Source organism: Pseudoalteromonas sp. C8 (assembly GCF_011378685.1).
In the GTDB taxonomy this organism is placed as follows: domain Bacteria; phylum Pseudomonadota; class Gammaproteobacteria; order Enterobacterales; family Alteromonadaceae; genus Pseudoalteromonas; species Pseudoalteromonas arctica.
In genome coordinates, this window is the sequence record NZ_WTKT01000003.1 from 190,449 (window position 1) to 215,543 (window position 25,095).

Consider the following 25,095-nt stretch of genomic DNA (forward strand, 5'->3'; position numbering starts at 1 on the left):
ACTAACTAAATATAATTTAATAAATTAAGAGAATACTAATGTTTTCATTTTTAAAGCCTGACCCAATAAAAAAACTGCGTAAAGAATACGATGTAAAACTAGAGCAAGGCATGCAGGCACAAAGAAAAGGCGACATTAAAAGCTTCGCAATGTTAAGCGCCGAAGCCGAAAAGATCTGGAGTGAAATAGAAACTCTAGAGGCAAAAAAAGCTAAATAATACCAATCGTGTTAAGTTATTAGACATTTATAGCGACGGATAAATAGAGTGATAACAAGGCATAAATTTCGACATGTAGTTGTTCTACATGAGAAATTTATAACGCCGCTAACGCTTTATTTAGCACGCTAGAAAGGCTAAATATTTAAGTCGATTGGTATCAGTATATTTAACGTGTCACCCCTGTTTCAAAAGCAGGAAGACGCGTTTAGTAAATAATTCATGACCTCCTTATACAACTTCCACCATTCCTAAACCACCTTTTATAATATGCATACACAAACAAGTGTACTTAAAGCGGCTACTTGCATTATCACCACCGTTTTTTAGTGGCTGTTAAATGATTTACAAGGTTGACATCTTACGATTTATTGGTATATCAGCGTCGGAAACAGCAATTCTTACAACAGAGCGAACGAGTTAGCGGGCGAGCCTGCTGAATAGAATCAATGAGTTAACTTGCTTAATTGCTCAGTCTAGTAGTGACTGTGCGTGATGAAAATATCATTGCTTAACAGTTAAATATTAGGTTTAATAGGAACATAATAAACGCTGAGTAACGCAGGGATAGCTTAGATACGATATACACGTCAATGAAATTGACTAGATATCGGTTAGACCATAAAAAGCCTTTCTTTATAAGTAAAGTCCATAGCATAAACAATACCAACGCGAACACACCGAGCAGGTAGTGCCTCAGTCCAACAAGCGATTATGCAACACACACTGCGTGTTGCATAAATACTAAAGTGTTATGTGTAGTATGTAATATGGAGTTCTGAGTGAGTAAATGTGTTGTAGAGTATGACATTAATTTAGAAAGTGATATTCAACTATCGTTTTCAATGGATAAATGTACGGTTGAAACAACTGTTGGATCGGATGATAACACCTCTCTACTAAAGGTTACTATTGTATACGACAGCAAGGCATATGAGACTTTAGCTGATGCCCCCATTTTTACTCGATCTCGTTATTTAAGCATTTTAGGAATCATTTCCTTTATTGTTGATGAACCATTTGATGTGTTTGGTTCATCTACTAGAAAAATGGTAGTAGCTGACGACTGGGAATTGTCAATAAATAATACTTTATTTAAGGGTGGAGTTGATTACTCATTTAATTTGCAAGAGCTTTTAAATAAGCTCGGCAGTTTAAGACAACACGATAAAGAACTTATGTTTTCTCTTTTAGATCGTTGGCGAAAAGCTAGGTTCTTAGAAAAAGAAACAGAAGAAAGTCTTCTATATAATGACGAAGCGACATTATCTTACTTTCATGTATTAGAACTTCTTGGAGATCTTTCATCCAAAAAATTAATAAATGAATCGAAAGCACTAATGGAAGATTTTTGTCGAAAATATAACGAAGAAATCCTTTCATTGTCAGGTGTCGCGTTAGATAGTGAAACATCTGCCAAAGCAAAATTAATGTCCTCAGTCTTGGAAAAAGATATTTCAGTGTTTGCAAAAATATCCTATTCGCTGAAAAAGTATAACCTTTTCGATGAAAAAACGTCTTATTGGACGAAAAGTTTAATCGAAGCAAGAAACTCTGTAGCTCACGGAAGACGAGTATTTTATGACAAAGCTATTTTCCCAGTACAACCATTTTTTCCTCTAGCTTCACATGATCTGTATCCACTGGAATTTTTGCGAATTTTTACTGCAAAAGTTATTTCAGCTCATTTTGGAGTTTCACTATACGACAGTGAGTGGATGCATGTGCACATGCACCTGAACTATGGAGAACAGGCTACGAAATTACTCTTAAACTCTGGAGAGTTTGAAGCTCCAGAGCAAATGTCAAATCTGAGTTCATCTATTGTGTTTGGTGGGCTTAACGATCTTATACTCTCTAAAAAAATAAAAGTAGTAACCTGCATTGACTTATACACGTTCTATTTGAATTCTGACATTGAGTGGAGTGAATTCATGCTTTCAAATGTATGTGCTCTACTGGTGTTATTAGAATCAACTCAAGAGCAAAGCTTGATTGATAGCATTACAACTGCCTTGGGTTTAATGAATGCAAATAAGGATACATCACATGTAAAGTTTAGGGACTTAATTTACTACCTTGACTTTCGTGGCTTTCAAACAGAAAAACTAGAAAACTTAGTAAGCTTAAAACTATTGCGATAGTCACATATAACAAGCGATTTAAACTTAACAAAAACAGTTGGTTAGGTTCCGCTTCGCTACACATTATAACCAACAACTTTTGTCCGCTTAAGCGGGCGTTGAGGGTGTAGAATTACTCATTCTCAGGTAGTGTTCAAAAATCTTACTATCTAAATAAAGTCTTGTTCCCCTTCAGTTATAACCAATTTTAACAACCAAGTACTAAATTTACCCCAACTAGAATTTGTCTCTAGCCATTTTTCAGGGTTATCTTCATGTGAAAACACCGAAAAGCCATTACAGTCTCTTCCTCCTTTAAGATCATAAGTTAAGATGACACCCATTCTAACTTTTACGTAAATTATCCATAATAGCAGTGAGTTAAGTTTAATTCATGAAAATGAAACTACATTGACAAGATGAAAGTAGAAATAGATAGCTCGATAGACGACAACAATTTTTATTAAGCAATGCTAAACAACTTGGCTTTACTGAGCCTGCTTTACTTTAAATAAAAAGCGGAATATTACAGTGAATAAAGGAATGAATAAATTGACCTTACGGTTACGGAGTCAAGCGAAAGTGAATGCCTTTACTTTATTGTGTGGCAACTGTATTGCCTTTCATAATATAGAAAAGCCGCAAAACACGATGCATTGATGAGGGAAAGCCCTTTTAACTTAAAATAAAGCCACTCAAACACCTATAATCCCGTCCAAAACGCCAATTGAAACAACACCAAACCAGCTTTTTATATTCTATGAAAAACACAGTAATCAATTGAACCAAAATAGGAACTCAGCTATGGTTTGTTTATCAATAAAAATAAATAAAAAACGAGTTAATCTACAGGCTCGTTATATCAATATTCAAGGAGTATTATGAACTATCAAGAAAAGCTTAAAATTAATCGGTTTAGAAAGTCATCTATTGAGGGAAGATCTTTCAATGACGAGATGGAAAGCGATCGAGGTAGATCTATAAACTCCGCTGCGGTTAGGCGTTTACAGCAAAAAACTCAAGTATTTCCACTAGAAGCAAATGCTGCGGTTAGAAGCCGATTAACACATTCATTAGAAGTGCAACAAGTCGGTCGTTATATAAGTAAACTCATTCTAAAAAAGCTTAATGAGCAAGGTATAGAAACTAATGAATATGCAGAAGGCTTTGTAAGCGCAGTTGAAGTAGCCTGTTTATTGCATGACATTGGAAACCCTCCCTTTGGGCACTTTGGTGAGGAGGCAATCAATTTATGGACAGAATCATTCCTATCTGAGGTTATTCATGATTTATATAGCGATGAAAACGACTGTGAAAAGTTAATTAAAGATCTGTGTAACTTTGAAGGTAATGCTCAGGGAATAAGGTTGCTACACCATATTCAAGAATTGAACTTGACGTATACACAGTTGGCTTGCTTAATAAAATATACGCGCTCTGCTTATGAGGATAAACCAAACGAAGATAGTCCTGAAGGTAAACTATACAAATATAGAAAAAAGAAACCTGGTTATTATTTCTCTGAAGAATGTTTATACAAAGAAATACAAGATAAATTATCTATTAGCAGTGGTTGTCGCTTCCCATTAACATATATTATGGAAGCCGCTGATGATATTTCTTACTGTATCGCAGATGTTGAGGATGCTGTTGATAAAGGTATACTGTCGATTGAAAAATTACACTCTGAAATCACAAGAATATGGAAATCTTTTCGAGGGAATGAGGGGGTCAAGGATTCCGTAGTCGATGAAGGGTACTTGCTCAAAATAGCAGATACAGCAATGGAGAAAGCTGTTAAAGAGAAATTTAATACTAATCATGTATATACATTAACTTTAAGAACAATCTTAGTTAATGATTTATCAAAATATGCGGCAGAACGCTATGTGGAAAATCATGAATCAGCTTTTAATGGAACATTAGATGAATCCCTACTAGATGGTTGTGATAAATATAACTTAGCTACGGAAACACTGAGGTACCTTTCTGTAGATAACGTTTTTAACCATAGTGAAGTAGAGAACTTAGAGCTTAAGGGTTATGCCGTTATATCTGGTTTATTAAAGATATACTCACCATTAATGAAGCTGACATATGAAAATTTTAAAGGTTTGATTGAAAAAAATAGATTGAAGAATAAGCCAATTGAAACTCGACTCTTTCATAAACTATCGAGTAAACATAAAGCAACTTACTTAGCGTCTGTTTTCACTTTGCATGATCAAAGTGAACTAACGAATACGGATAAACTTCATGAAATTTATTACCGTTCAAGACTTCTTATAGATTACATAAGTGGAATGACAGATGGTTTTGCTCTTGAAGAGTATCAAAATCTTAGTGCATCTATGTAAATTGATATAACAACACGCCCTGAGGTGGACAGCAAGCGCTAAAGCTCACTTTCCACAGCAAATTTTAACAGCGGTGATCCCTTACTTTTCAATGCAGTTAAGTAAGTTGATTCATCGTAGGGCGTATGTGTTTTCCAGCACCTAAATAGGATTAGTATCCACTTAAATGCGGACAATTAGGATGACACCCATCCTAATTATTATGAAAAAGCCAACAAAAACAGTATGAAGAGTGCATTATTATAAATAATGAATCACGCAAACTGCTCGGCTGTATTGAACCGGCTTTCTTTTAAATAAAAAGCGGAATATTACAGTGAATAAAGGCATGAATAAATTGACCTTACGGGGTCAAATGAAAGTGAATGCGCAATGGCAACTGTATTGCCTTGTTCATAATATAGAAAAGCTGCAGAACACGATGCATTAAGAAGGGTAAGCCCTTTTACCCTAAATAAAAGCCACTCAACCACCCTTAATCCCTTCCAAAACGCCAATTAAAACAATATCAAACACTTCTATATTCTGCGTAAAAATACAGTAATCAATTGAACCAAAATAGGAACTCAGCTATGGTTTGTTTATCAATAAAAACAAATTTAAAAACGAGTTAATCTACAGGCTCGTTATGTGTAAATGGAAGTTAAGTGTATGAATTCTAATTTTGATGAATATATTTCTAATTTAAAATCAAATAAAGAAAATTATCCAAATGAGTTATTTGAATTTGCTATTAATACTGAAAGATACGAATTAAACCATCCTCAATCTCTCCATGATTCCTGGGTTTCATCTATTACAATTGCAGAAAATAGAAATAAGGTTCGCCCATTTGAACCTTTATTATCAATTGTTTTAAACTTACTTGGGCAGCAACACGATCGTGATATTGTACTTAGCTACTCCAGTGTAAAATCATATGAAATTTTAGGCTCAGAAAATCCTTATAATTATGGTGATACTTTTCATGGTGATGTTTTAACGCATGAAATATCTACTATTGATGGTTCGTTTCATCATATTATAGAGCTTCGTTCAGGCTCTGTTTTTAAAGTGACTTTTAATAAATTCAGCTGCTTGGAGCAAGTTTACACATAACAAGAACATTATACGGAATTTGCTCTTCCCCCATTTAATAGGTATCACGATTATTTTTACCATATACATTTTCAGGGTTTATTTGCATTAGCAGCCCTGAGTTATCTATCGGTTTAAACCCGTATTGTGCATAAAGCCCGTGTGCATCAGAAGTCGCTAATAAAAAGCGCCTGAGCCCTTGCAGCTCAGGGTGCTCTACTATCGTTTTAATGAGTAACTTACTCAGCCCATTTCCTTGCGAGTGCGGTGCAATAAAAACATCGGCTAAATAGGCAAACGTGGCGTTATCGGTCACTACTCGGGCAAATCCAACTTGTTCGTTATGAGCGCTGTAAACACCAAAGCACATTGAGTTATCAATTGCTGATTGCATTACGCTTTTAGGAATGCCTTTGGCCCAATAGCTATTAGCAATAAAGTTATAAATAACGTTAAAGTTAAGTTTGCTTTTGTCTGTGCTTATTGAGTAATCACTAGTGTTTGCGGTCATAAGTTAATAGTCTTTTTTATCAATGTTTTTATAAACATTTCTATAGAACGTTCCTATAGCCTATAAATAATCTTTAACGTTTTTTAGCTGTTTGTCGTGTACTCTTGAAAGTACTAATAGCGAGCAAATTGCCCCAAATAACGCCAGTCCCATATCTGATTGGGTATCCCACACGTAACCTTGCGTGCCTAAAAACGCTTCTGCGTTTTCGCCGCTTAATACTGCAACCCACCATTCTATTAATTCGTAAAACGCGCTAAATGCTAAACATACCGAAATAACAAAGGTGATTAACCAACCTCGACCATTTACTACTTTTTTGCGCAGTAAAATTTCGCGTGCTAGTAGTGCAGGTACAAACCCTTGAAAAAAGTGCCCTACTTTGTCGTAGTTATTACGCTCGCTACCAAATAGGTTATCGAACAAAGGGACTTCGGCGTAGGTGTAATGCCCGCCAATCATCAGCACTATGCAATGCGCTAAAATAAATGTATATAAAATAGGGGTAAGTTTAAAGTGGCTATAGGTACTTGCTAGCAGCACTAAACCAATAATTGCGGGGATAACTTCAAGCAGCCATGTAAATTGATCTTTTGGGTAAATACCAGACCAAATTAATACAATAAAAAACAGGCTCAGCCATAAATACTTCATTTAGAATCCTTTTCTAAATTGATCAAATTTACGGCATTTTACGCCTTTGAAATAAACGACGCTACCTATAGTTTGTTTTTGCGGTAATGCGATTAAACAAAGTAGGAAAAAAGCGCTTAATTGTAGGCGCCCAACCACTTAAACCTTTGCCAATAATCACTTCGTCTTTTTTATTACTAATGGCACGAATCATTTTTGAAGCTGCTACGCTTACATCCATGCCATTTTCTATCGACTCTTCTGGTTTATTTTGCGCTATGCCTTGCTCGTTTAGTGAGTTATGCGCAATTGCTGTTTTAATAGAGCCTGGGCAAATTGTTAAACAATGAATGTTATGTTGTGCTACTTCTGCACGTAGGCAATCCATAAAACCAACAACCGCATATTTAGAACCCGAATAACCTGTTCTAAATTTTGAACCTACTTTACCCGCCACACTACTAATAGACACAATTGAACCACTGCGCCTTGCCACCATAGCAGGCAATACAGCTTTAGTAAGTGCAATTAAGCCAAAGTAATTAACCTCCATTAATTGGCGATACACGTTAAAGTCGTTTTCTAAAAATAAACTGCGCTGCGATACGCCGCCGTTATTAATTAAAATATCTATTGCAGGAAGCTCGCTCATTTTTGCTGTTATTGTACTCAGTACATGCTCTGGCTCGGCTAAGTCCAGTGGCACAACTAAGTGCCCTTCGCCTTTAAGCGTTGCTTTTAAATCGTTTAGTTTATCTACATTGCGCGCCGATAAAATAACGCACGCTCCAAGCTCAGCAAATTGTATAGCAAGCTCTTTACCGATACCTGATGATGCGCCGGTGATCCACACGGTTTTATTATTATATTGCATGCGTTATCTGCCCTTTTATTGTTATTTATTAGGTTTTATAAAGGTACTTAGTAAAGTATTTTACGCCTTTGTAGGACCTGCTATTGCGTTTACTTCATCTTCTAATGTTTTGTAAAAACCCATTAAAAATAGTAGTTCAACAGTTACGTACAAAGGGCCAATAATTAAACCAATTAGGTCATCTACAAACGCCGGTTTTTTACCTTCGTAATAGTGCCCAATAAACTGTAATACCCAGCCAAATACAAACACACCTACGCCAATACTCAACCAAGGCCAAAACGCCATTGCCGCAATAGGCTGAGCACCAACAAGGAGTAAAGTGAATATCACGGCCATAATAAAGCCAAGCGAAAAGCTCAGCATAAAATAATAAACAACCGACGCTAATACAAAAAGTTGTCCACCATCAATTACTACACTACCAAGGGGTATTTGAATGCGCGCTAGTAAACACAACGCTGCAAATACAATGAGCGGAATACCAATAAAGTGCGTTAGTACATTACGCTTAGAACGATGATACAAACCATATTTACCAAGTTGCTGTTGAAGTGTTTTCATTGTTTTACCTTTATTTTTATCTATAAAACTTACTTTAGCAAAAGTAAGCACAGCAACAATGTCAGTTATCCGACATTTTGTAAATTAAACAAATGCAGAAATTATTTTACCCGGCTCATGCTCACCTTGCATATTCGTTCGCTCGCGCCCTTTTTGATACTCTTGCTCCAGCATTTTTTGAAGTTCCTCTATTTTATCAGCAATTGTGCTAGGGTCTGCGCCCTCACTTTGTAGCTCTTTAGTGAGCTCTTCTATTGTCGCTTTTAGCTCGTCTATCTTGTTTTTGTTTACGCCTAAGCGCTGATAAACCAGTGCTTCTTGGGCACTTTCTAAAAACGTTTGATCTTTAGAGGCTGAGGTAATGCCTTTAGCATCACTTGTTTTTTCATTAGGAAGGACATTAGTTGCCGCAACTTCGCTTAGACCTGCCGCTTTATTTACTGTAGGAGAGTTATAATTACTATATTGATTTTTAAAGGTTATTGTAGTCATTAGCTCAAATCCATTATTGCGTTACATTATCTGTAGCAATTTTGGTTCCAACTAAATAAAACAGTCTCTATTTAAGCTTGTGTAGCACGCGCCTGTAACTTTTGTTTATCTAAAACAGTTATGCGTTGATACCCCAAACTAATGGCTTGTAGGCTAACAAGCTGTTGCAGTATTTGATTAATAGTTTGGCGCGTTAGGTAGGTCATATCAGCAAGTTGCTGCTGAGATAAAACAAGTGGTGTTAAGTGCTCTGTATGCTCGCTGAGCATTAAAAGTCGATTGCATACTTTTTGCTCAGCGCTTAGTAATGCGTGATCTTCCATTGAGGTAAACATTAGGCGTAACTTTTGTGCCAACAATAAACCAAACTCTTGCCAATATTGTGGCTGTTCGTTTAATAGCTGTTCAAGCTCGCGTTGGGGAATGTAAAAAAGCACAACATCAGTTTGTGCATATACGTCATGAGTACGCAGGCCACCATCAAACAAGGTAACTTCGCCAAACCACAGTGATGAATCAATAAAGCTCAATACGGCTTCTTTGCCTTCGTTACTTACGCCACTAATACGCACCACGCCGCTAAGCACTGCATAAATTCCATCGTGCTTATCACCTCGCAAAAATAATGATTGCTGAGCTTTTAGCGAGAGCGTTTTGCCCTGCGTTAATAAAAAGCTTTTTAAATAAGCGCTACGGTTTTTAAACCAATGCCCTTGCTCTATTACGTTTTGCTGCTGTGGAGTCATTATTTACTGCATTTGCTTATTAAATGGCTGTTTTTCGATAACCAATTTTTTAGGGAAATTTAAATCGGTTGCTATAACAAAATCATCGTAAGGATCATTACCCGAAAACAGCTCAGTTATTAATGTATCGTTTTTATAAACATTAACGGTTACACCGCTGCCCATACCGCCTGAGTTAATAATATAATAATGATATTCGCCGTTACTAAAAAATAAAATACTCTCGCCAATACGCCCTACTTGCCTGTAGTAACTACCAAATGGTGCATCTGGTGTAGCTTCTTTTTCAAGCCCTATGTCATTAACTCTACCAAATCGATAACTAAGCGATGAGTCATCTTTTGCAACACAAATAGAAAGCACTTTATCGGTAGGCTCTAACTTGTAGGCTGTACTTTCATCTGGGTTACGCACAACTTTATGCATTTTTGCGTTAATGTAGGCTGCTTCATTACTTTTACAATGTGTTGCAAGCATACCGACCACTAAAGCGGGTTCGTTTGTTTGAGCTGCTGGAGGTGTGTTTACTTTGAGATCAGTGGGTAAGTTACTTGCATTACTATTTAGCTGAGGGCTATCTTGCATTGCCATGCTTTGGTCGTCACAACCAAACAGTGCAAACAAGAAGAAAGAATAAAAGCTCGCTAAAAATTTAATGCGCATAATAAAATCCATCTATGAGAGAGCCTTTAAAATAGCGATAAAACTAGCGACCCGCAACACTCTTATGCGCAATACTTTATAAGTTTATTTTTAAACCATCTTCTGCAAAAACTACGTTACTTTTTAGTGATTTAATTAACGATTTTTTAAACAATATCTGATTTTTAATGACCAATTTATAAAATGAGATACCCTCTGTTTTAGGTGCCTAAAAATTTCACATTTAATAATGTGTAAATTTTCAGCAAAGGTGCCTAGGTTTAGTCACCAACGCTCTACCTATTAATTTTAGCCTGTAGCAAAAGCTGATGTTAAAACACCATAAAGTGTTTAAATAACTAAATGAATCAGTAATCGGGTTTCTTATAATAAAATGTTGTTACAGCACTGTACTTGAATGGCCTTTCATAACCAACTGTAATTTATGATTTAAATCTAAAAAACACACATTTTAAAAACAATTTAGTCTCATTTTATTAAAACAATAGTTGACCCTATTTAAAATTTAAACTAGCATTTCTGGAAGCGCTTCCACAAAGCTAAATTAAATAGGTTTTTCTGGAAGCGCTTCCATACATTTGACAATGTTTACAATTACACAATAACAGCCCCATACAAGCTGTTAATAATAATGATAAAAGCGCGAGGGAAACCGAATGTCTAACCATATTGTAAGAAAAACAAAGATAGCAACCAGCCTATCTCTGATTTTAGGCGCATCAATCTCTTTACCTGTATATGCACAAGAAGCAAATACAGATGTTGAAGTAATTCAAGTTACTGGTTTTAAAAGTAGTATTAAAGAGTCTACTCGTTTAAAGCGCGACGCCGCTGGCGTTGTAGATGCTATATCAGCTGAAGATATTGGTAAATTTCCAGATACCAACTTAGCAGAGTCGCTACAGCGTATTACGGGTGTGTCGATTGATCGCTCAAATGGTGAAGGCTCTAAAGTAACAGTTCGTGGTTTTGGCCCCGACTACAATATGGTAACCCTAAACGGACGTACTATGCCGGCAGCTTCATTGCCTTCAGGCGGCGGTACACCCAGCTCTCGTGCTTTTGATTTTGCAAACTTAGCGTCTGACAGCGTTAAATCGGTTGAAGTATATAAAACGGGTAAAGCAAGTATTGCATCAGGTGGTATTGGCGCAACAATTAATATTAATACCGCTCGCCCACTTGATAATCCAGGCTTTGTTTCAAGCATTGGCGTAAAAGCATTACACGATTCAACAAACCGCGTTGGTGATGACATAACACCAGAGCTTTCGGGCTTAATTAGCTGGACCGACAGTGAAGCTAAATTTGGCGCCTCGTTAACTGCCAGCATGCAACAGCGCGATAGCTCATCAACAGGTGCGTTTGTAAATCAATGGAATACATCTGCTTTTGACGGCACAATCCCACAAGCAGCAGACGATATTGTTTTAACTAATGCACCCGCTGTTGGTCAGCTTTATTCAATGCCATCAGATTTGCGCTATACCATTGCCGACAGAGAACGTACGCGTACAAACGCTCAATTAACGCTGCAATACAGCCCAATTGACGATTTAACAGCCACGCTTGATTACACATATTCTAAGCAAGATTTGTTCGAAGCCCGTGCTGAGCAATCAATATGGATGGATAACTACAAAAGCGCGCTAACATTTGACGATAACACAGTAAAAACCCCTATTTACTACCGAGAAGAACGTCGCGATCAGCAAACACGCGATTTAGGTTTAGCGTTTCAAGAGCTAAACCAAGTTAACCAAAACGACTCTATTGGTTTAAACGTTGAATACTATTTCAATTCAGAATTGAGCTTTATGTTTGATGCGCACAATTCAAAAGCCACTAGCAAACCAGATGCACCTTACGGCAGCTGGGTAAATGCAGGCTTGGGCGCAAACGTAGTTAACGCACAAGAAGTTGATTTTAGCCGTGAGCTTCCATCAATGAGTATCGATTTTGATGATTGCCGCCGAGACAACCTAAATTGTAATAACACGTTAGATGCCTCTGATGTGGGTACGTCTATTTTAGATTCTAACTTTGCTCGCCAAGAGTCTGAAATCACAGAATTTAGAATCCATGGTAAATACGAAATTGAAAACGGTGCAATTGACTTTGGTATAGAGTCTCGCTCTATGGAAAGCCATTCACTGCAATCACTTACACGTAATACAATGGGTAACTGGGGGATAGAAAACCCAGGCGAACTACCTGATGGCTACCTTAACCCAACAAACTTTTTAGCTGAGTTTGACGACTACGATACATCGGGCTCGTTCAACCAAGGTTATACCGGCAGCGCATCGCAAATTGGTTACTGGGCAGGTGAAGAGTACGGCTTTAACTTTGCAGCCGATGGCGCATTTGCAACTAACCGCACCATTGAAGAAGACATAACCGCAGCGTTTGTGCAATTTACTTACAACGGCTACATTGGCGATATGCCATACAACATTGTTATTGGCGCACGCCAAGAGTCTACCGACATTACCTCAACGGCTAATATCGACTTACCTAACGCAGTAGCATGGGAAGGTAATAACGACTTTAACGTTCGTTTTGGCTCAGATAAAGAAGATTTCACGCTTAAATCTAGCTACGATCACTTTTTACCAAGCTTTGACTTTGACATAGAAGTAATTGAAAACGTAAAAGCGCGTTTTTCTTATAGCACAACAATTGCTCGCCCAACTTACGACAACTTAAGTTCAGCAGCGACTGTTGGTGTACCAGGTGCCCCTACTCTTTTAGCGGGTTCTTCACCGGCTACAGCGTCAACGGGTAATCCAGGCTTAGTGCCGCTTGAATCAGATAATATTGATGTATCGGCTGAGTGGTACTTTGCAGAAACAAGTTATGTGTCGGTAGGTTATTACACTAAAGACATCGAAAACTTTATTGGTTTAACACCAATGACGCAAAACTACTACGGATTACGTGATGCAACAGCGGGCCCTCGCGCTCAAGCTGCCATTGTTGAGCTAGAATCTCGCGGACTTGCAGTAACCGATTCAAACTTATTTCAAATGGTTGCCGCAACAGAAAACAATGTTGATTTTGACTCTATGACCTACGAAGAGTTTGAAGCCGCCTACGATGTAATTGCTAACAGCGATGACCCATTACTAGAATTTACAGCGCAAGTACCTACCAACAATAAAAATGCCACAATTGATGGTTTCGAAATTGCCTTTCAGCACTTTTTTGGTGAAAGCGGTTTTGGGGTGCAAGCAAACTACACCACTGTTAATGGCGACATAGACTTTGATGTAAACGCTGACCCTACTACTACACAATTTGCACTAGTGGGTTTAAGCGATACAGCTAACTTTATTGCAATGTACGAAAACGACGATTTTCAAGCACGTATTGCTTACAACTGGCGCGATAAGTTTTTAAATAGCGCAGCTCGATACGTAAATGAGCCAGGCTTTACTGAAGAATATTATCAAATCGACTTTAATGTTGCGTACAACTACAGCGAGCAACTCTCGTTTTTTGTTGAAGGCCTTAATATTACTGAACAAAACAGCCGCGAACATGGCCGTACGTCAGTTCAATTGTGGAACCTACAACAGCTAGGTGCACGTTACAATATTGGTATGCGTTACAACTTCTAAAGGTAATACAAAGTAAAGCCGTTAGTTTTTACTAGCGGCTTTTTTGTATTTAAAACAGTATTGATGCTAGTTTAATTGTTATCAACTTTAGGGTGTTAACTCATGACCAAACCAGTAACAAAAATAGTCGTTTTAGGTGGTGGTACTGCCGGCTGGCTAAGCGCAGGCTTATTAGCCGCCGAACACCCGCACCTTAATGTAACGTTAGTGGAGTCGGCAAATGTGCCTATATTGGGTGTGGGCGAAGGCACGTGGCCGTCAATGCGCAACACCCTACAACGCATTGGCATTAAAGAAAGTGATTTTATAACCCAGTGCGACGCGTCATTTAAGCAAGGTTCTAAATTTATAAATTGGCGAAACCTCAGCGAGGGAGAAAACTACTACCACCCTTTTATGAATCCACAAGGCTACGAGCACACTAATTTACACGCCAGTTGGCAACGTATTGCACCTAACCAAAAATTTGCCGACGTTGTTAATATGCAAAGCTTTGTATGCCAAGCAGCACTTGCACCAAAACAATTACAAACACCCGAATATGCAGCAGTTACCAACTATGGCTATCATTTAGATGCGGGTAAATTTGCTGAGTTTTTAAAAAATTACTGCGTTAAAAACCTAAACGTTACGCATATTACTGACGATGTAACTCATGTTATTAACGACGAGCATGGCTATATTGCCTCATTAAAAACAAATAATAATGGCGATATAACGGGTGATTTATTTATAGATTGCTCAGGCTCTTGCGCTCGTTTAATTGGTGAGCATTTTAATAGTGAGTTTATAGCGCAAGATCATATTTTATTTAATAACAGCGCTGTTGCGGCGCAAATACCTAATGCACACACCAGTCAGCCAATTGCCTCTGCAACGCTATCTACAGCACAAAGTAACGGCTGGATTTGGGATATAGCCCTGCCAACGCGCCGTGGTACAGGTTATGTATTTAGTAGTAAATATCAAAGTGATGAAAGCGCAACAAATACACTAAAAAGCTACATAGCCAAAAGCACCAGTGAGCAACAAGCTGAGCAACTTAACTACCGCGTATTAAAATTCAGCCCTGGCTACAGGCAAAAATTTTGGATTAAAAACTGTGTTGCAGTGGGTATGTCAGCTGGCTTTTTAGAGCCACTTGAAGCGTCAGCACTTGCTATGGTTGAGCTTTCAATTAGCATGATAAGCGAGCAACTCCCGCAAAACCGCACCCACATGAGCCAACTTGAAACGCGTTTTAATGACCGTTTTAGCACCCGTTGGCAGCGCGTTATTGAGTTTTTAAAACTTCATTATGTGCTAAGCGAGCGCGACGACACTCCTTATTGGCAAGATATTAGTAATTTAAATACCGCGCCCAAGCGCCTGCAAAACTTACTTAAACTTTGGCAGTTTCAGCCCCCTAGCCGCTTTGATTTTATTGAAAACGAAGAAGTGTTTTCATCAAGCAGTTACCAATACGTTTTATATGGCATGGGCTTTAATACACAAACAGTATCTGCACAAAATGCATTTAACGACCCACGTGTTGGGGATTACTATTATCAGCAAAACCGCGAAAAAATAGCGCAGTGTTTAAACGGACTACCAAGTAATCGCGCGCTTTTAAATCATCTTTTATCAAATAATGGGCAGCCACATAATGACTAAAACAAACGCTGTTAAAAACGTAGTAATTGCTGGGGGCGGCACTGCAGGTTGGATGGCTGCAGCAGCACTTGCTAAATTAGTTGGCAACAATATAAACATAACCCTTGTTGAATCTGACGATATTGGCACTGTGGGCGTTGGCGAAGCAACAATTCCGCCTATTCGTACATTTCATAAATTGCTGGGTATAAACGAGCAAGCATTTATGAAAGCCACTCAAGCTAGTTTTAAATTAGGTATTAGCTTTGAAAACTGGGGCGATGAAAACACGCATTATATTCACTCATTTGGCGCAACGGGCAAAGAATGTTGGGCGGGTGAATTTCATCACTTTTGGCTGCAAGGAAAAGCACTTGGAATAAACAACCCATTTGGCGATTACTGCTACGAGCTGCAAGCGGCTAAAGCCGGTAAATTTGCGTTTAATCAGCAAAACCCCATTAACTATGCCTACCATATGGATGCCACGCGTTACGCGCAGTTTTTACGTGAATTTTCAGAGCCGTTAGGTGTAAAACGTATTGAAGGCAAAATACAAAAAGTAGTAAAAAACACTAAAACAGGCCATATAGAGTCATTAACTTTAAATAGTGGCGAGTATATTAATGGCGACTTTTTTATTGATTGCACCGGCTTTAGAGGCTTATTAATAGAGCAAGCATTGCATACTGGCTACGAAGACTGGTCGCACTTATTACCGTGTAACAGCGCCATTGCCGTGCAAACAAAATCCACCAGCGATACCGTATTGCCACTTACCCGATCTATTGCACACAAAAGCGGCTGGCAGTGGCGTATACCGCTGCAAAACCGTGTCGGCAATGGATTAGTTTATTGCAGCCAATATATGGATGACGAACAAGCCAAAGCGCTACTATTAAATAACATTGAAGGTGAGGCTATTACAGAGCCGCGTATTATTAAATTTAAAACAGGCCGGCGCTTAAAAGGCTGGAACAAAAACTGCCTAGCACTTGGCCTTGCTAGCGGTTTTGTAGAGCCACTTGAGTCCACCAGCATTCACTTAATTATGTCGGGTATTATTCGCTTTATGCGTTTATTTCCGTTTAATGGCATTACCAATCACGCCATTGACGAATACAACAAACAGCTTAAAAGTGAAATAGAAAATATTCGCGACTTTATTGTGCTGCACTACAAAGTAACTAATCGCGATGACAGTGAGTTTTGGCAACACTGTAGCGCGATGGAGGTGCCAAAAACACTTCAACATAAAATTGATTTGTTTAAACAAACCGGCCGTGTATTTTTAGACGATGGCGACATTTTTAGAGTCGACTCGTGGGTGCAAGTAATGCTTGGTCAAGGTATTGAGCCTAACCAACATCACTTAATAGCCAGCATGATGAGCGATGAAGAACTCACCCGTTTTTTACACGGCATTAAGCAACAAATAGAGCAACGCGTCAGCCAATTACCATCTCATCATGAGTTTTTAAAACAGTATTGCCCAGCATAAAAAAAAGCCCTTATTAGGGCGTGTTGTTCTTTGGTGGTTGAATTTGCAGCAGTATGTTTGGTTTTTAGGCAAGGCAGAGCCTATGTAGTGTGGTTATTCCCCATAAATAGGCGATAACGTAGCATAAATGCCAAACATGCGCTGCCCGTAGGGTTCTGCCTAGGGGCAATTTACTCTTTGTTGCTCGGTTTTTACTTAGCCCACTAGGTTACAAACCTCGCGCCGCGATTAAATTACCCCTAGATTGAACAAATTTCAATCCACAAAGATAAACACGCCCTTAGGGCTTTGGGTACACACAACAACTTTTACGTTTTATTATTCACACTTAACCACGGCGCTTTTAGCGCTTTGTGGTTCAAAGCTAATATCTGCAACTGAAACGTTAAGCTCTCCTGCCGTTTTAATAATAAAAGGGCTGGTTATTCTGGCAAAATCAACGCCCTTTTTAGCAAAACAGGTTAAATCTATACTCATGGTTTGCCATGTATTTAAATCAGCATTTTCAAGCTCATTAGTAATATCAAGCTCGCCGCCACAACCTTGTTCGCACTTCATTGCAAGGTATGTATGTGAGCTAGGTATTTGGTTTACTTTATAGCTAAAACTAAGGGTCGAATTTGCTTCAATGTAGGCCACTTTGTCTTCGGTAAAGTTACTATTAATTTCGATGTAGCTGGATGCAGTGCCATCAAAGTTAAATTGCATCGCATCTTCTTGAATCGCTTTGTCTTCAGTGCGATAAGTAATGCCACCGAGCTTTACACTGTTACTTGCTACTTGGTGCTGCTCGCTGTTTGAATTTAAAAACAAACGCCACGGCGTTTTAAAACTGCCATTAAATATAGACAACGGCGCAAGGTTACTAATATCAACACCTGAGTCTTCATTTAGATTATTGGCAAGCGTACTTTCATCTTTATATGTTAAACCAAAGCCATAGGGTAATAATGGTGAGTAATCAGCATCGCCCTTATTTACTGCGGTTTGTAGTGGCGATTTAGGCCATGAGAAAGACAATTTACCTTTAAAGTCGTACTGTACCTGCCCACTTGCATCCGCTAATAAAACATCTGCAATGCCTTGTCCTTCAGTGCCAGGAAGCCATGCTGCTACAAATGCATCTGACGCGTTTAGCTCGCTGTTAACCCACATTGGTCTGCCCGATATAAACACAGAAACAACCGGTATATTTTGCTGCTTTAATGTTTTTAATATTTTAAGAGAGCGTTTATTGTTACGCTCAAACTCAAGGTTGTCTTTATCGCCATGCCCCTCTGCATATGGTTCTTCACCAAATACAACAATGGCTACATCGGGCTTAGTATTAAATTCACCCGTTGGGCTTAAAATAGCGTTACCGCCAGCAGAGTCTATTTGCGTTTTTAATCCGGCATAAATAGACGTTGCTCCAGGGAAATCTGCATTTTGATTATTAGTTCCTTGCCACGTAATACTCCAACCACCCGATTGCTTGCCTATGTTATCGGCCGCATCGCCTGCTATAAGTATGTTGCTTGACGGGTTAAGCGGTAATAAATGGTTGTTGTTTTTAAGCAGTACTAACGACTCTTGTACCGCTTGGCGGGCAATATCGCGATGTGCAGGTGCACCTATTAGTTCTAACTTACCTGAATATTTTCGATTTGCGGGGCTTGGTTTATCAAATAAACCCGCGCGTAATTTAACGCGTAAAATACGTGCCACGGCGTCATCTATTCGCGCCATTGTTATTGTGCCCGCTTTTACTTGTTTAATTGTATTTTCATAAAGTGGTTTCCAAGCACCCGTTGGCACCATAAAAATATCAAGCCCGGCATTAACAGCTTGCGGGCAGCTTTCATTTGTACAGCCGGCGACTTGTCCGTGCCCGTTCCAATCGCCTACAACAAAGCCATCAAAACCCATTTTTGTTTTTAGTACATCGGTAAGTAAGTATTTATTACCGTGATTTTTTTTACCATTCCAGCTATTAAACGATGCCATAACCGACTGACTACCTGCGGTTAAGCCTCCTATATAACCTTGTGCATGAATGTTATATAACGTCTCTTCGCTATCAATGTTGTCCCCTTGATCGTCGCCATCTACCGTGCCGCCATCGCCTAAAAAGTGCTTAACAGTGCTAATTACGCGTTTGTCACTTAAAAAGTCATCACCAGCTCTGCCTTGTAATCCGTTTACAATTGCGGCTGAATATTCACGTACAATTGCAGGGTCTTCAGAGTAGCCTTCGTACGTTCTGCCCCATCGGTCGTCGCGCACAACCGCAACAGTTGGTGCAAATACCCAATCTATGCCTGTTGCCATTACTTCTATTGCCGTAGCTGCTGCAATTTGCTCAATTAATGCGGGATTATTTGCTGCACCTAAACCAATATTGTGAGGGAATAACGTCGCCCCAATCACATTATTATGGCCATGTACGGCATCGGTGCCCCACATGGTCGGAATTTTACTGCCATCAATTGAGTCATCAACCGAGGCCTGATACATGCTTTCAGCAAGCGTTATCCAATCTGCAGGCGTTGCATGCTTATTAGCATTCGGGAACGAGCCACCGCCATTTAAATACGAACCAAAACCATATTTGCGCATGTCTGCAGCAGTTATATCGCGAATTTCAGGTTGGATCATCTGCGCTACTTTTTGCTCAAGCGTCATTGTTTTTAAATACTGTGCAATCGTATTTTCAATTTCAGGCGTTTTCACTACCTTACTTTTAAGCGTTGGCCAAAGTGATAAATCACCTTGCTCATGCTCAGCCTTTTTGGCTACGGCGCCTTGGCTATTATTAGCGTTAACCTCTTGTTTATTACACGCACTTAAAACGCATAATCCGCCTATTAAAATAGGGAGCATTCGTAACCTATTAGTGTTTAAGCTTTTTTTCATTTTTATAGCCCTGTGTTGTGTCAGTGTGTTTTTGTGCAGCACCTATTTGTTATTTAAATTTAACTATTGACCTACTTAGCAATAGCCACTAACCTAAATATGGAAGCGCTTCCTTAAAGTTATTAAATACCATCCTTAGTGATTAATCAAATTAAATATGGAAGCGCTTCCAATATTAAATTTAATACACGCTATATACAAAGCAACCTTTACCAAAAAAAGAAGCAGAGGTTTTCTCTTAATGAAACAATTATCTTTACCTAGTGGCTCACCCCTTTTAGCCAAAAATTTTACCTATGGTGTAGCTACGGCCTCATTTCAAATTGAAGGCGGCGCAGCTGATCGCTTGCCATGTATTTGGGATACCTTTTGCAGTAAAGAAGGCAAAATAGTCGATAATTCAAATGGCGATGTAGCCTGCGAGCACTACTCTCGCTGGAAAGACGATATAAACTTAATTGAGTCATTAGGTGTAGACGCTTACAGACTTTCTATTTCGTGGCCGCGCGTAATGACTAAAAATGGCCACCTAAACCCGACAGGTGTTAAATTTTACACCGACATTTTAGATGAATTAAAACGCCGTAACATTAAAGCTTTTGTAACGCTGTACCACTGGGATTTACCACAACATATTGAAGACGAAGGCGGTTGGCTAAACCGTAACACCGCTTACGAATTTGCGCATTACACAGATTTAATTACAAAAGCATTTGGTGACCGCGTACACTCGTACGCCACCTTAAACGAGCCGTTTTGTAGCTCATTTTTAGGCTACGAAATTGGCGTACATGCGCCGGGTATTGTAGGTCGCGAATTTGGTCGTAAAGCCGCGCACCACTTATTACTGGGTCACGGTTTGGCTATGCAAGTACTTGCTAAAAACAGCCCAAATACACTAAACGGTATTGTACTTAACTTTACGCCTTGTTACTCAGTTACCCAAAGTGAAGACGATTTAAAAGCTACTGCATTTGCTGATGACTACATAAACCAATGGTACATGCAGCCTGTAATGCAAGGTAAGTACCCAGATATAATTTCGCAATTACCTAAAGCCCACCGCCCTGATATTTTGGATGGCGACATGGAAATAATTGCTCAACCACTAGATTACTTAGGGGTTAATTTTTATACCCGCATGCATTATCAAGCAAGTGAAACCGACTTTTACCATGAGCTGCCACATAAAGCACCAATGACCGATATTGGCTGGGAAATTTATCCTAAAGCGCTGACAGAATTACTTGTATCGTTAAACGAAAAATACACCCTACCACCTATTTACATTACCGAAAACGGTGCAGCCATGGCTGACGAATTTAAAGACGGCGAAGTGAACGATAACGACCGTATTGAATATTACCACGAGCATTTAAATGCCCTACATAACGCAACCGAGCAAGGCGTAAAAGTAGATGGCTACTTTGCTTGGAGCCTAATGGATAACTTTGAATGGGCTGAGGGGTATTTAAAACGCTTTGGCATAGTACACGTAGACTACAACACACAAAAACGAACTGTTAAAGCCAGCGGTAAAGCGTACACTAAACTAATAACTAGCCGATAATTTATCGGCTTATAACAATAAGAACACACACTGTGAACAAACTCCCTTTATACGAAAAAGTCGGTTACGCCATGGGCGATGCCGGCGCTAACTTAGTGTGGCGCGGCGCGCTTGCTTATTTAGCGGTGTTTTACACCGATACATTTGGCATATCGGCGGCTGCCGCTGCCATGTTGTTTTTAGTGGTAAGACTATCAGATGGCGTAACCGATATTATTATGGGTATGATTGCCGACAGAACGCAGTCGCGCTTTGGTAAGTTTCGCCCGTGGATACTCTACTCGGCACCATTTTTGGGCTTGTTTATGGTGTTGTGTTTTACTACCCCCGACTTTAGCACTACCAACAAACTTATTTATGCCTACGTAACCTACATTGGTTTAACGCTTGCTTACACCGTAAGTAACGTGCCCTACTCGGCACTTATGGGCGTAATGACACCAGACGATACAGAGCGCACAAAGCTCTCTGGTTTTAGGTTTGCAGGTGCGTTTACTGGTGGTTTATTGGTTATGGGTTTTTTACCTGAGCTAGTGGCATTTTTTGGCGGTGGCGACAACGCTAAAGGCTATCAGCTTACTATGTACTTATTTGCCAGCTTACTTATTATTTTAATGATTATAACGTTTGCGACCACTAAAGAGCGTGTAACACCGCACGCCTCAAATGAAGGTAATTTAAAATCAGAATTATTTGATTTAACCAAAAGCCTGCCATTTATAATCCTACCTTTGCTTGCTACTACCTTGTTTTTTTATTACCGCGATTTATACAGCGGCGTATTTTTTGCCCTTGTTATGGCTGCAATGACATTCGTTATTAAAAAATTACTCAATAAAGATAAGCAAAGCTTAACGGGATCACAGCGCGACATGGTTGATCTTCTGACCAACAAACCTTGGCTGGTATTACTTGGCATTGGTTTTTTAACCATGATGTTTAATGGCATTAAATACGGCGTAATTGCGTACTACTTTAAGTACCACGTAGCCAATGAACTCATGGCTGGGCAATACTTTATTGCCTTGTTGGTTGTATCTATATTAGGCGCACTTGCCACAGGTAAACTGGCTGAAATAATGGGTAAACGAAACCTCTTTATTGCATCATTAATGCTAAGCGGGTTACTCACTACTGCATTTTACTGGGTACCTAGCGATAACCTGGTAGCAGTATTTACCTTTGGTTGTGCTGCTGAATTTTTTGCCGCCATGATGCCAACATTGTTCTTTAGTATGCTTGGCGATTCAGCCGATTATTCAGAGTGGAAAAATAAACGCCGCGCTACAGGCCTTATTTATTCTGCGGGTACATTTGTGCAAAAAACCGGTGGTGGTTTTGCTGGTGCATTAGTATTAGTGGTACTTGCAGGCTACGGCTATAACGGTATGGATGAGCTAACAATTACGCAAGCCCTACCTGGTATGCAGTTACTTATGAGCTGGATACCTGCCGCATTTGCTTTTTTAGGCGCCGCATTGATGCTTATTTATCCGCTTACTTCAGCGATGACGCAAAAAATAACAGAAGACTTAGCAATTAGACGCAGTAATGTGTAAATTAACTTTTAATGATTCTTCGCGCTTTATATTTTTATAAAGCGCGAGTAAAAACACATATAAGCTAGGACATCAATGGCGACAATTTATCAAGTATCAGAAATGGCAGGTGTGTCTTTATCAACTGTTTCAAGGGTGCTTAACGACAACGACTACGTAAGCAAAAAAACTAAAAAAAAGGTATTAGAAGCAATGAAAGAGCTAGGCTATCAGCCAAGTTCTATTGCTCGCTCTTTGGCATCTAGCACTACAAACAGCGTCGGTATTTTAGTTTCTGAGTTGGATGGTCCGTTTTTTGGTCAAATGATGTCAGCCATTGAAGAGCACCTTCGTATTGCGGGTAAACACGTTATTATTACGCCTGGGCACAGTGACGAGAAAAAAGAAAAAAGCGGCTTTGAATTTTTAATAGGCCGTAATTGCGACGCTATTATTGCCCACGTAGAAGCGGTATCAAACGAGTACCTAATTGAGTTAAGTAAAGGCAAAACCCCTATTTATTTAATGAGCCGCTACGTTAAAGAAATTGAAGAAAACTGCATTAGCCTCGACAACGTAATGGGCGGCTACTTAGCCACTAAAGCCATGATCAACAAAGGTCATAAAAACATTGCGTACATAGCAGGCCCGCAGTTTAAAGAAGATGCGTCAAACCGTTTAAAAGGCCACAAACAAGCCCTAGCAGAATACAACCTAACCTTTGACGAAAACCTATTTTACATAGGCGACTTTAAAGAAACCGGCGGAAGCGACGGCTTAAGGCATTTTATTCAAAATAAAGCGCAAATAACCGCGCTTGTATGCGCCAATGACGAAATGGCATCGGGTGCTATGAAATACGCCCGCGAACACGGTTTTAACCTACCAAAAGATTTAGCTATTATTGGGTTCGATAACGTAATTTTTACCAATTACCTCTACCCAACGCTTACTACAATAGATAACCCAGTTCCCGAAATGGGCCGAGCTGCGGCTAACTTAGTACTTAAGGACATTTATAAAAAAAGCGGCATAACAGTAAAGCACGTGTTTCAGCCAAAGCTTATTTTAAGAGACTCAACACCCGATATTAATTAATAAAATTTAAGATTAATCTAAGTGTAAGTTATGTAACTCATTACGCACCCACTGCGTATCTAAATATTGCTCTACGTGCTGCTGCGCAAACTTTAAAAAGTTACGTGCAGCATGCGATATGTGCCTATCTGTTCGCATTACAAAATACCAATGACTCGCTAAATGGGTATCGGTTACGTTTAAAATTTTAAAACTTGTATCGTCTGTTGCAAGTACATGGCGTGATAAAACCGCAATGCCCATCCCCGATGCAACCGCGACACGTATTGCTTCATTACTCGCCATTTGTACGCTATCGCTCAGCACTAAGCCTCGGCTTTGTAACTCGCTTTCAAATAACATACGGGTCGCTGAGCCATTTTCTCGGAGTAAAAAGCGATACTGCATTAAATCAGTTAATTTAACGGCTTTTACGTGAGCTAACGGGTGATTTAGCGGCACTATAAATTCCAGTGGATTATGCAAAAAGCGCGCAGCTTGTGCGTGTTCAAGCGACGGCGGGTGGCTAAATACATAAATATCGTCCTCTCCTCGCTCAAACCTATCAAGCACCTCTGCCCTGTTGCCAATCTCAAGCGGAAGTTCAACGTGGGGATGTAAATTACTATAGGGGCCAAGTAATTTTGGTAAAATATATTGCGCCGTATTAACCATGGCAATTTTACAACGGCCGCGTGCTCCACCATTAAGTTCGGTTAAATAACCTTGGTAATCGTCAAAATGCCCAAACACCTGTTGGCAAGTTTTAAATAACTCAAGTCCAGCTTCGGTCGCATGCATTTTTTGATGCTGCATAACCATTAACGGCTCAGCTACAGCTTCTTGCAATCGCTTTATTTGTAGCGACACCGTAGGCTGCGTTAAGTGTAAGCGCCTTGCGGTTTCGCTTATAGAACCCGTTTTAACCACGCTCATAAATACTTCGAGCAACCTAAACGATATATGTCGTAAATCCATACCTACCTCATAAACCTAACAAA

The 25,095-nt window shown here is 39.3% G+C and carries 20 protein-coding genes and 1 pseudogene; 11 read left to right on the forward strand and 10 right to left on the reverse strand.

Annotated elements, in window-relative coordinates; genetic code table 11:
* Window positions 1–38: 38 nt before the first annotated feature.
* The 3 genes from GQR39_RS04530 (at window position 39) to dgt (ending at window position 4,698) form a co-directional block, all read left to right on the forward strand.
* Window positions 39–218, forward strand: a complete 180-nt coding sequence (locus tag GQR39_RS04530; protein WP_002959772.1) for a DUF6435 family protein — start codon at window positions 39–41, stop codon at window positions 216–218.
* 782 nt (window positions 219–1,000) lie between these two features.
* Entirely contained in the window at window positions 1,001–2,362 is a 1,362-nt protein-coding gene (locus tag GQR39_RS04535; protein WP_165734913.1) for a hypothetical protein, read from the forward strand.
* A gap of 860 nt (window positions 2,363–3,222) precedes the next feature.
* On the forward strand, window positions 3,223–4,698 hold the full coding sequence (gene dgt / locus GQR39_RS04540; protein ID WP_165734914.1) for a dGTPase: 1,476 nt from the start codon (window positions 3,223–3,225) through the stop codon (window positions 4,696–4,698).
* 38 nt (window positions 4,699–4,736) lie between these two features.
* On the opposite strand, the pseudogene GQR39_RS20205 reads toward dgt, so the two are convergent.
* A pseudogene (locus GQR39_RS20205) lies at window positions 4,737–4,868 on the reverse strand (IS110 family transposase); the annotation flags it as partial.
* A gap of 185 nt (window positions 4,869–5,053) precedes the next feature.
* Here GQR39_RS20205 and GQR39_RS20210 point away from each other — a divergent pair.
* On the forward strand, window positions 5,054–5,128 hold the full coding sequence (locus GQR39_RS20210) for a transposase (RefSeq protein ID WP_240918174.1): 75 nt from the start codon (window positions 5,054–5,056) through the stop codon (window positions 5,126–5,128).
* Window positions 5,129–5,349: 221 nt separating this feature from the next.
* Window positions 5,350–5,796, forward strand: a complete 447-nt coding sequence (locus GQR39_RS04555; protein ID WP_165734915.1) for a hypothetical protein — start codon at window positions 5,350–5,352, stop codon at window positions 5,794–5,796.
* 34 nt (window positions 5,797–5,830) lie between these two features.
* Here the strand turns inward: GQR39_RS04555 and GQR39_RS04560 are convergent, their stop codons facing one another.
* The 7 genes from GQR39_RS04560 to GQR39_RS04590 all read right to left on the reverse strand — a co-directional run bounded on the left by GQR39_RS04560 (window position 5,831) and on the right by GQR39_RS04590 (window position 10,258).
* On the reverse strand, window positions 5,831–6,286 hold the full coding sequence (locus GQR39_RS04560) for a GNAT family N-acetyltransferase (RefSeq protein WP_165734916.1): 456 nt from the start codon (window positions 6,284–6,286) through the stop codon (window positions 5,831–5,833).
* A 60-nt stretch (window positions 6,287–6,346) separates the two neighbouring features.
* Window positions 6,347–6,940 (reverse strand): DUF2238 domain-containing protein, encoded by a 594-nt coding sequence (locus tag GQR39_RS04565; RefSeq protein WP_165734917.1) that lies wholly within the window; start codon window positions 6,938–6,940, stop codon window positions 6,347–6,349.
* Between the two features lie 61 nt (window positions 6,941–7,001).
* Entirely contained in the window at window positions 7,002–7,793 is a 792-nt protein-coding gene (locus tag GQR39_RS04570; protein ID WP_165734918.1) for an SDR family oxidoreductase, read from the reverse strand.
* A 60-nt stretch (window positions 7,794–7,853) separates the two neighbouring features.
* A complete protein-coding gene (locus GQR39_RS04575; protein WP_165725858.1) occupies window positions 7,854–8,357 on the reverse strand; it encodes an Mpo1-like protein in 504 nt (167 codons plus the stop codon).
* 84 nt (window positions 8,358–8,441) lie between these two features.
* The gene (locus GQR39_RS04580; RefSeq protein ID WP_165734919.1) at window positions 8,442–8,849 is read right to left on the reverse strand and encodes a hypothetical protein; all 408 of its coding nucleotides are present in this window, start codon (window positions 8,847–8,849) and stop codon (window positions 8,442–8,444) included.
* 71 nt (window positions 8,850–8,920) lie between these two features.
* Window positions 8,921–9,595, reverse strand: coding sequence for a Crp/Fnr family transcriptional regulator (locus tag GQR39_RS04585; RefSeq protein ID WP_165734920.1), 675 nt, complete (start codon window positions 9,593–9,595; stop codon window positions 8,921–8,923).
* Between the two features lie 3 nt (window positions 9,596–9,598).
* Window positions 9,599–10,258: a hypothetical protein gene (locus GQR39_RS04590; RefSeq protein ID WP_225305760.1), complete on the reverse strand. Its 660-nt coding sequence runs from the start codon at window positions 10,256–10,258 to the stop codon at window positions 9,599–9,601.
* 656 nt (window positions 10,259–10,914) lie between these two features.
* On the opposite strand from GQR39_RS04590, the gene GQR39_RS04595 reads away from it, so the two are divergent.
* The 3 genes from GQR39_RS04595 to GQR39_RS04605 all read left to right on the forward strand — a co-directional run bounded on the left by GQR39_RS04595 (window position 10,915) and on the right by GQR39_RS04605 (window position 17,014).
* The gene (locus GQR39_RS04595) at window positions 10,915–13,881 is read left to right on the forward strand and encodes a TonB-dependent receptor (RefSeq protein WP_165734921.1); all 2,967 of its coding nucleotides are present in this window, start codon (window positions 10,915–10,917) and stop codon (window positions 13,879–13,881) included.
* A gap of 102 nt (window positions 13,882–13,983) precedes the next feature.
* Window positions 13,984–15,534, forward strand: a complete 1,551-nt coding sequence (locus tag GQR39_RS04600; RefSeq protein WP_165734922.1) for a tryptophan halogenase family protein — start codon at window positions 13,984–13,986, stop codon at window positions 15,532–15,534.
* On the forward strand, window positions 15,527–17,014 hold the full coding sequence (locus GQR39_RS04605) for a tryptophan halogenase family protein (protein ID WP_165734923.1): 1,488 nt from the start codon (window positions 15,527–15,529) through the stop codon (window positions 17,012–17,014). The genes GQR39_RS04600 and GQR39_RS04605 overlap by 8 nt, the downstream gene beginning before the upstream one ends.
* A gap of 318 nt (window positions 17,015–17,332) precedes the next feature.
* Here the strand turns inward: GQR39_RS04605 and GQR39_RS04610 are convergent, their stop codons facing one another.
* Window positions 17,333–19,909 carry an exo 1,3/1,4-beta-D-glucan glucohydrolase gene (locus tag GQR39_RS04610; RefSeq protein ID WP_165734924.1) on the reverse strand — a complete coding sequence of 859 codons (2,577 nt, stop codon included), beginning with the start codon at window positions 19,907–19,909 and terminating at the stop codon, window positions 17,333–17,335.
* A 241-nt stretch (window positions 19,910–20,150) separates the two neighbouring features.
* Between GQR39_RS04610 and GQR39_RS04615 the strand changes: the two genes are divergently transcribed.
* The 3 genes from GQR39_RS04615 (at window position 20,151) to GQR39_RS04625 (ending at window position 24,115) form a co-directional block, all read left to right on the forward strand.
* Complete coding sequence (locus GQR39_RS04615) at window positions 20,151–21,479, forward strand: GH1 family beta-glucosidase (protein ID WP_165734925.1); 1,329 nt, start codon at window positions 20,151–20,153, stop codon at window positions 21,477–21,479.
* A gap of 32 nt (window positions 21,480–21,511) precedes the next feature.
* The gene (locus tag GQR39_RS04620; protein ID WP_165734926.1) at window positions 21,512–23,038 is read left to right on the forward strand and encodes an MFS transporter; all 1,527 of its coding nucleotides are present in this window, start codon (window positions 21,512–21,514) and stop codon (window positions 23,036–23,038) included.
* 75 nt (window positions 23,039–23,113) lie between these two features.
* A complete protein-coding gene (locus tag GQR39_RS04625; RefSeq protein ID WP_007583313.1) occupies window positions 23,114–24,115 on the forward strand; it encodes a LacI family DNA-binding transcriptional regulator in 1,002 nt (333 codons plus the stop codon).
* 12 nt (window positions 24,116–24,127) lie between these two features.
* Here GQR39_RS04625 and GQR39_RS04630 read toward each other — a convergent pair whose 3' ends face one another.
* The gene (locus GQR39_RS04630; protein WP_165734927.1) at window positions 24,128–25,072 is read right to left on the reverse strand and encodes a LysR family transcriptional regulator; all 945 of its coding nucleotides are present in this window, start codon (window positions 25,070–25,072) and stop codon (window positions 24,128–24,130) included.
* Between the last annotated feature and the right edge of the window lie 23 nt (window positions 25,073–25,095).

Excerpts from the sequence above, each read along its gene's own strand:
- GQR39_RS04610 (WP_165734924.1), bottom strand. The coding sequence starts at position 19,909 with ATGAAAAAAAGCTTAAACACTAATAGGTTACGAATGCTCCCTATTTTA.
- GQR39_RS04615 (WP_165734925.1), top strand. The coding sequence starts at position 20,151 with ATGAAACAATTATCTTTACCTAGTGGCTCACCCCTTTTAGCCAAAAAT.
- GQR39_RS04580 (WP_165734919.1), bottom strand. The coding sequence starts at position 8,849 with ATGACTACAATAACCTTTAAAAATCAATATAGTAATTATAACTCTCCT.
- dgt (WP_165734914.1), top strand. The coding sequence starts at position 3,223 with ATGAACTATCAAGAAAAGCTTAAAATTAATCGGTTTAGAAAGTCATCT.
- GQR39_RS04555 (WP_165734915.1), top strand. The coding sequence starts at position 5,350 with ATGAATTCTAATTTTGATGAATATATTTCTAATTTAAAATCAAATAAA.
- GQR39_RS04570 (WP_165734918.1), bottom strand. The coding sequence starts at position 7,793 with ATGCAATATAATAATAAAACCGTGTGGATCACCGGCGCATCATCAGGT.
- GQR39_RS04605 (WP_165734923.1), top strand. The coding sequence starts at position 15,527 with ATGACTAAAACAAACGCTGTTAAAAACGTAGTAATTGCTGGGGGCGGC.
- GQR39_RS04565 (WP_165734917.1), bottom strand. The coding sequence starts at position 6,940 with ATGAAGTATTTATGGCTGAGCCTGTTTTTTATTGTATTAATTTGGTCT.
- GQR39_RS04625 (WP_007583313.1), top strand. The coding sequence starts at position 23,114 with ATGGCGACAATTTATCAAGTATCAGAAATGGCAGGTGTGTCTTTATCA.
- GQR39_RS04575 (WP_165725858.1), bottom strand. The coding sequence starts at position 8,357 with ATGAAAACACTTCAACAGCAACTTGGTAAATATGGTTTGTATCATCGT.
- GQR39_RS04590 (WP_225305760.1), bottom strand. The coding sequence starts at position 10,258 with ATGCGCATTAAATTTTTAGCGAGCTTTTATTCTTTCTTCTTGTTTGCA.
- GQR39_RS04600 (WP_165734922.1), top strand. The coding sequence starts at position 13,984 with ATGACCAAACCAGTAACAAAAATAGTCGTTTTAGGTGGTGGTACTGCC.
- GQR39_RS04530 (WP_002959772.1), top strand. The coding sequence starts at position 39 with ATGTTTTCATTTTTAAAGCCTGACCCAATAAAAAAACTGCGTAAAGAA.
- GQR39_RS04585 (WP_165734920.1), bottom strand. The coding sequence starts at position 9,595 with ATGACTCCACAGCAGCAAAACGTAATAGAGCAAGGGCATTGGTTTAAA.
- GQR39_RS04595 (WP_165734921.1), top strand. The coding sequence starts at position 10,915 with ATGTCTAACCATATTGTAAGAAAAACAAAGATAGCAACCAGCCTATCT.
- GQR39_RS04560 (WP_165734916.1), bottom strand. The coding sequence starts at position 6,286 with ATGACCGCAAACACTAGTGATTACTCAATAAGCACAGACAAAAGCAAA.
- GQR39_RS04630 (WP_165734927.1), bottom strand. The coding sequence starts at position 25,072 with ATGGATTTACGACATATATCGTTTAGGTTGCTCGAAGTATTTATGAGC.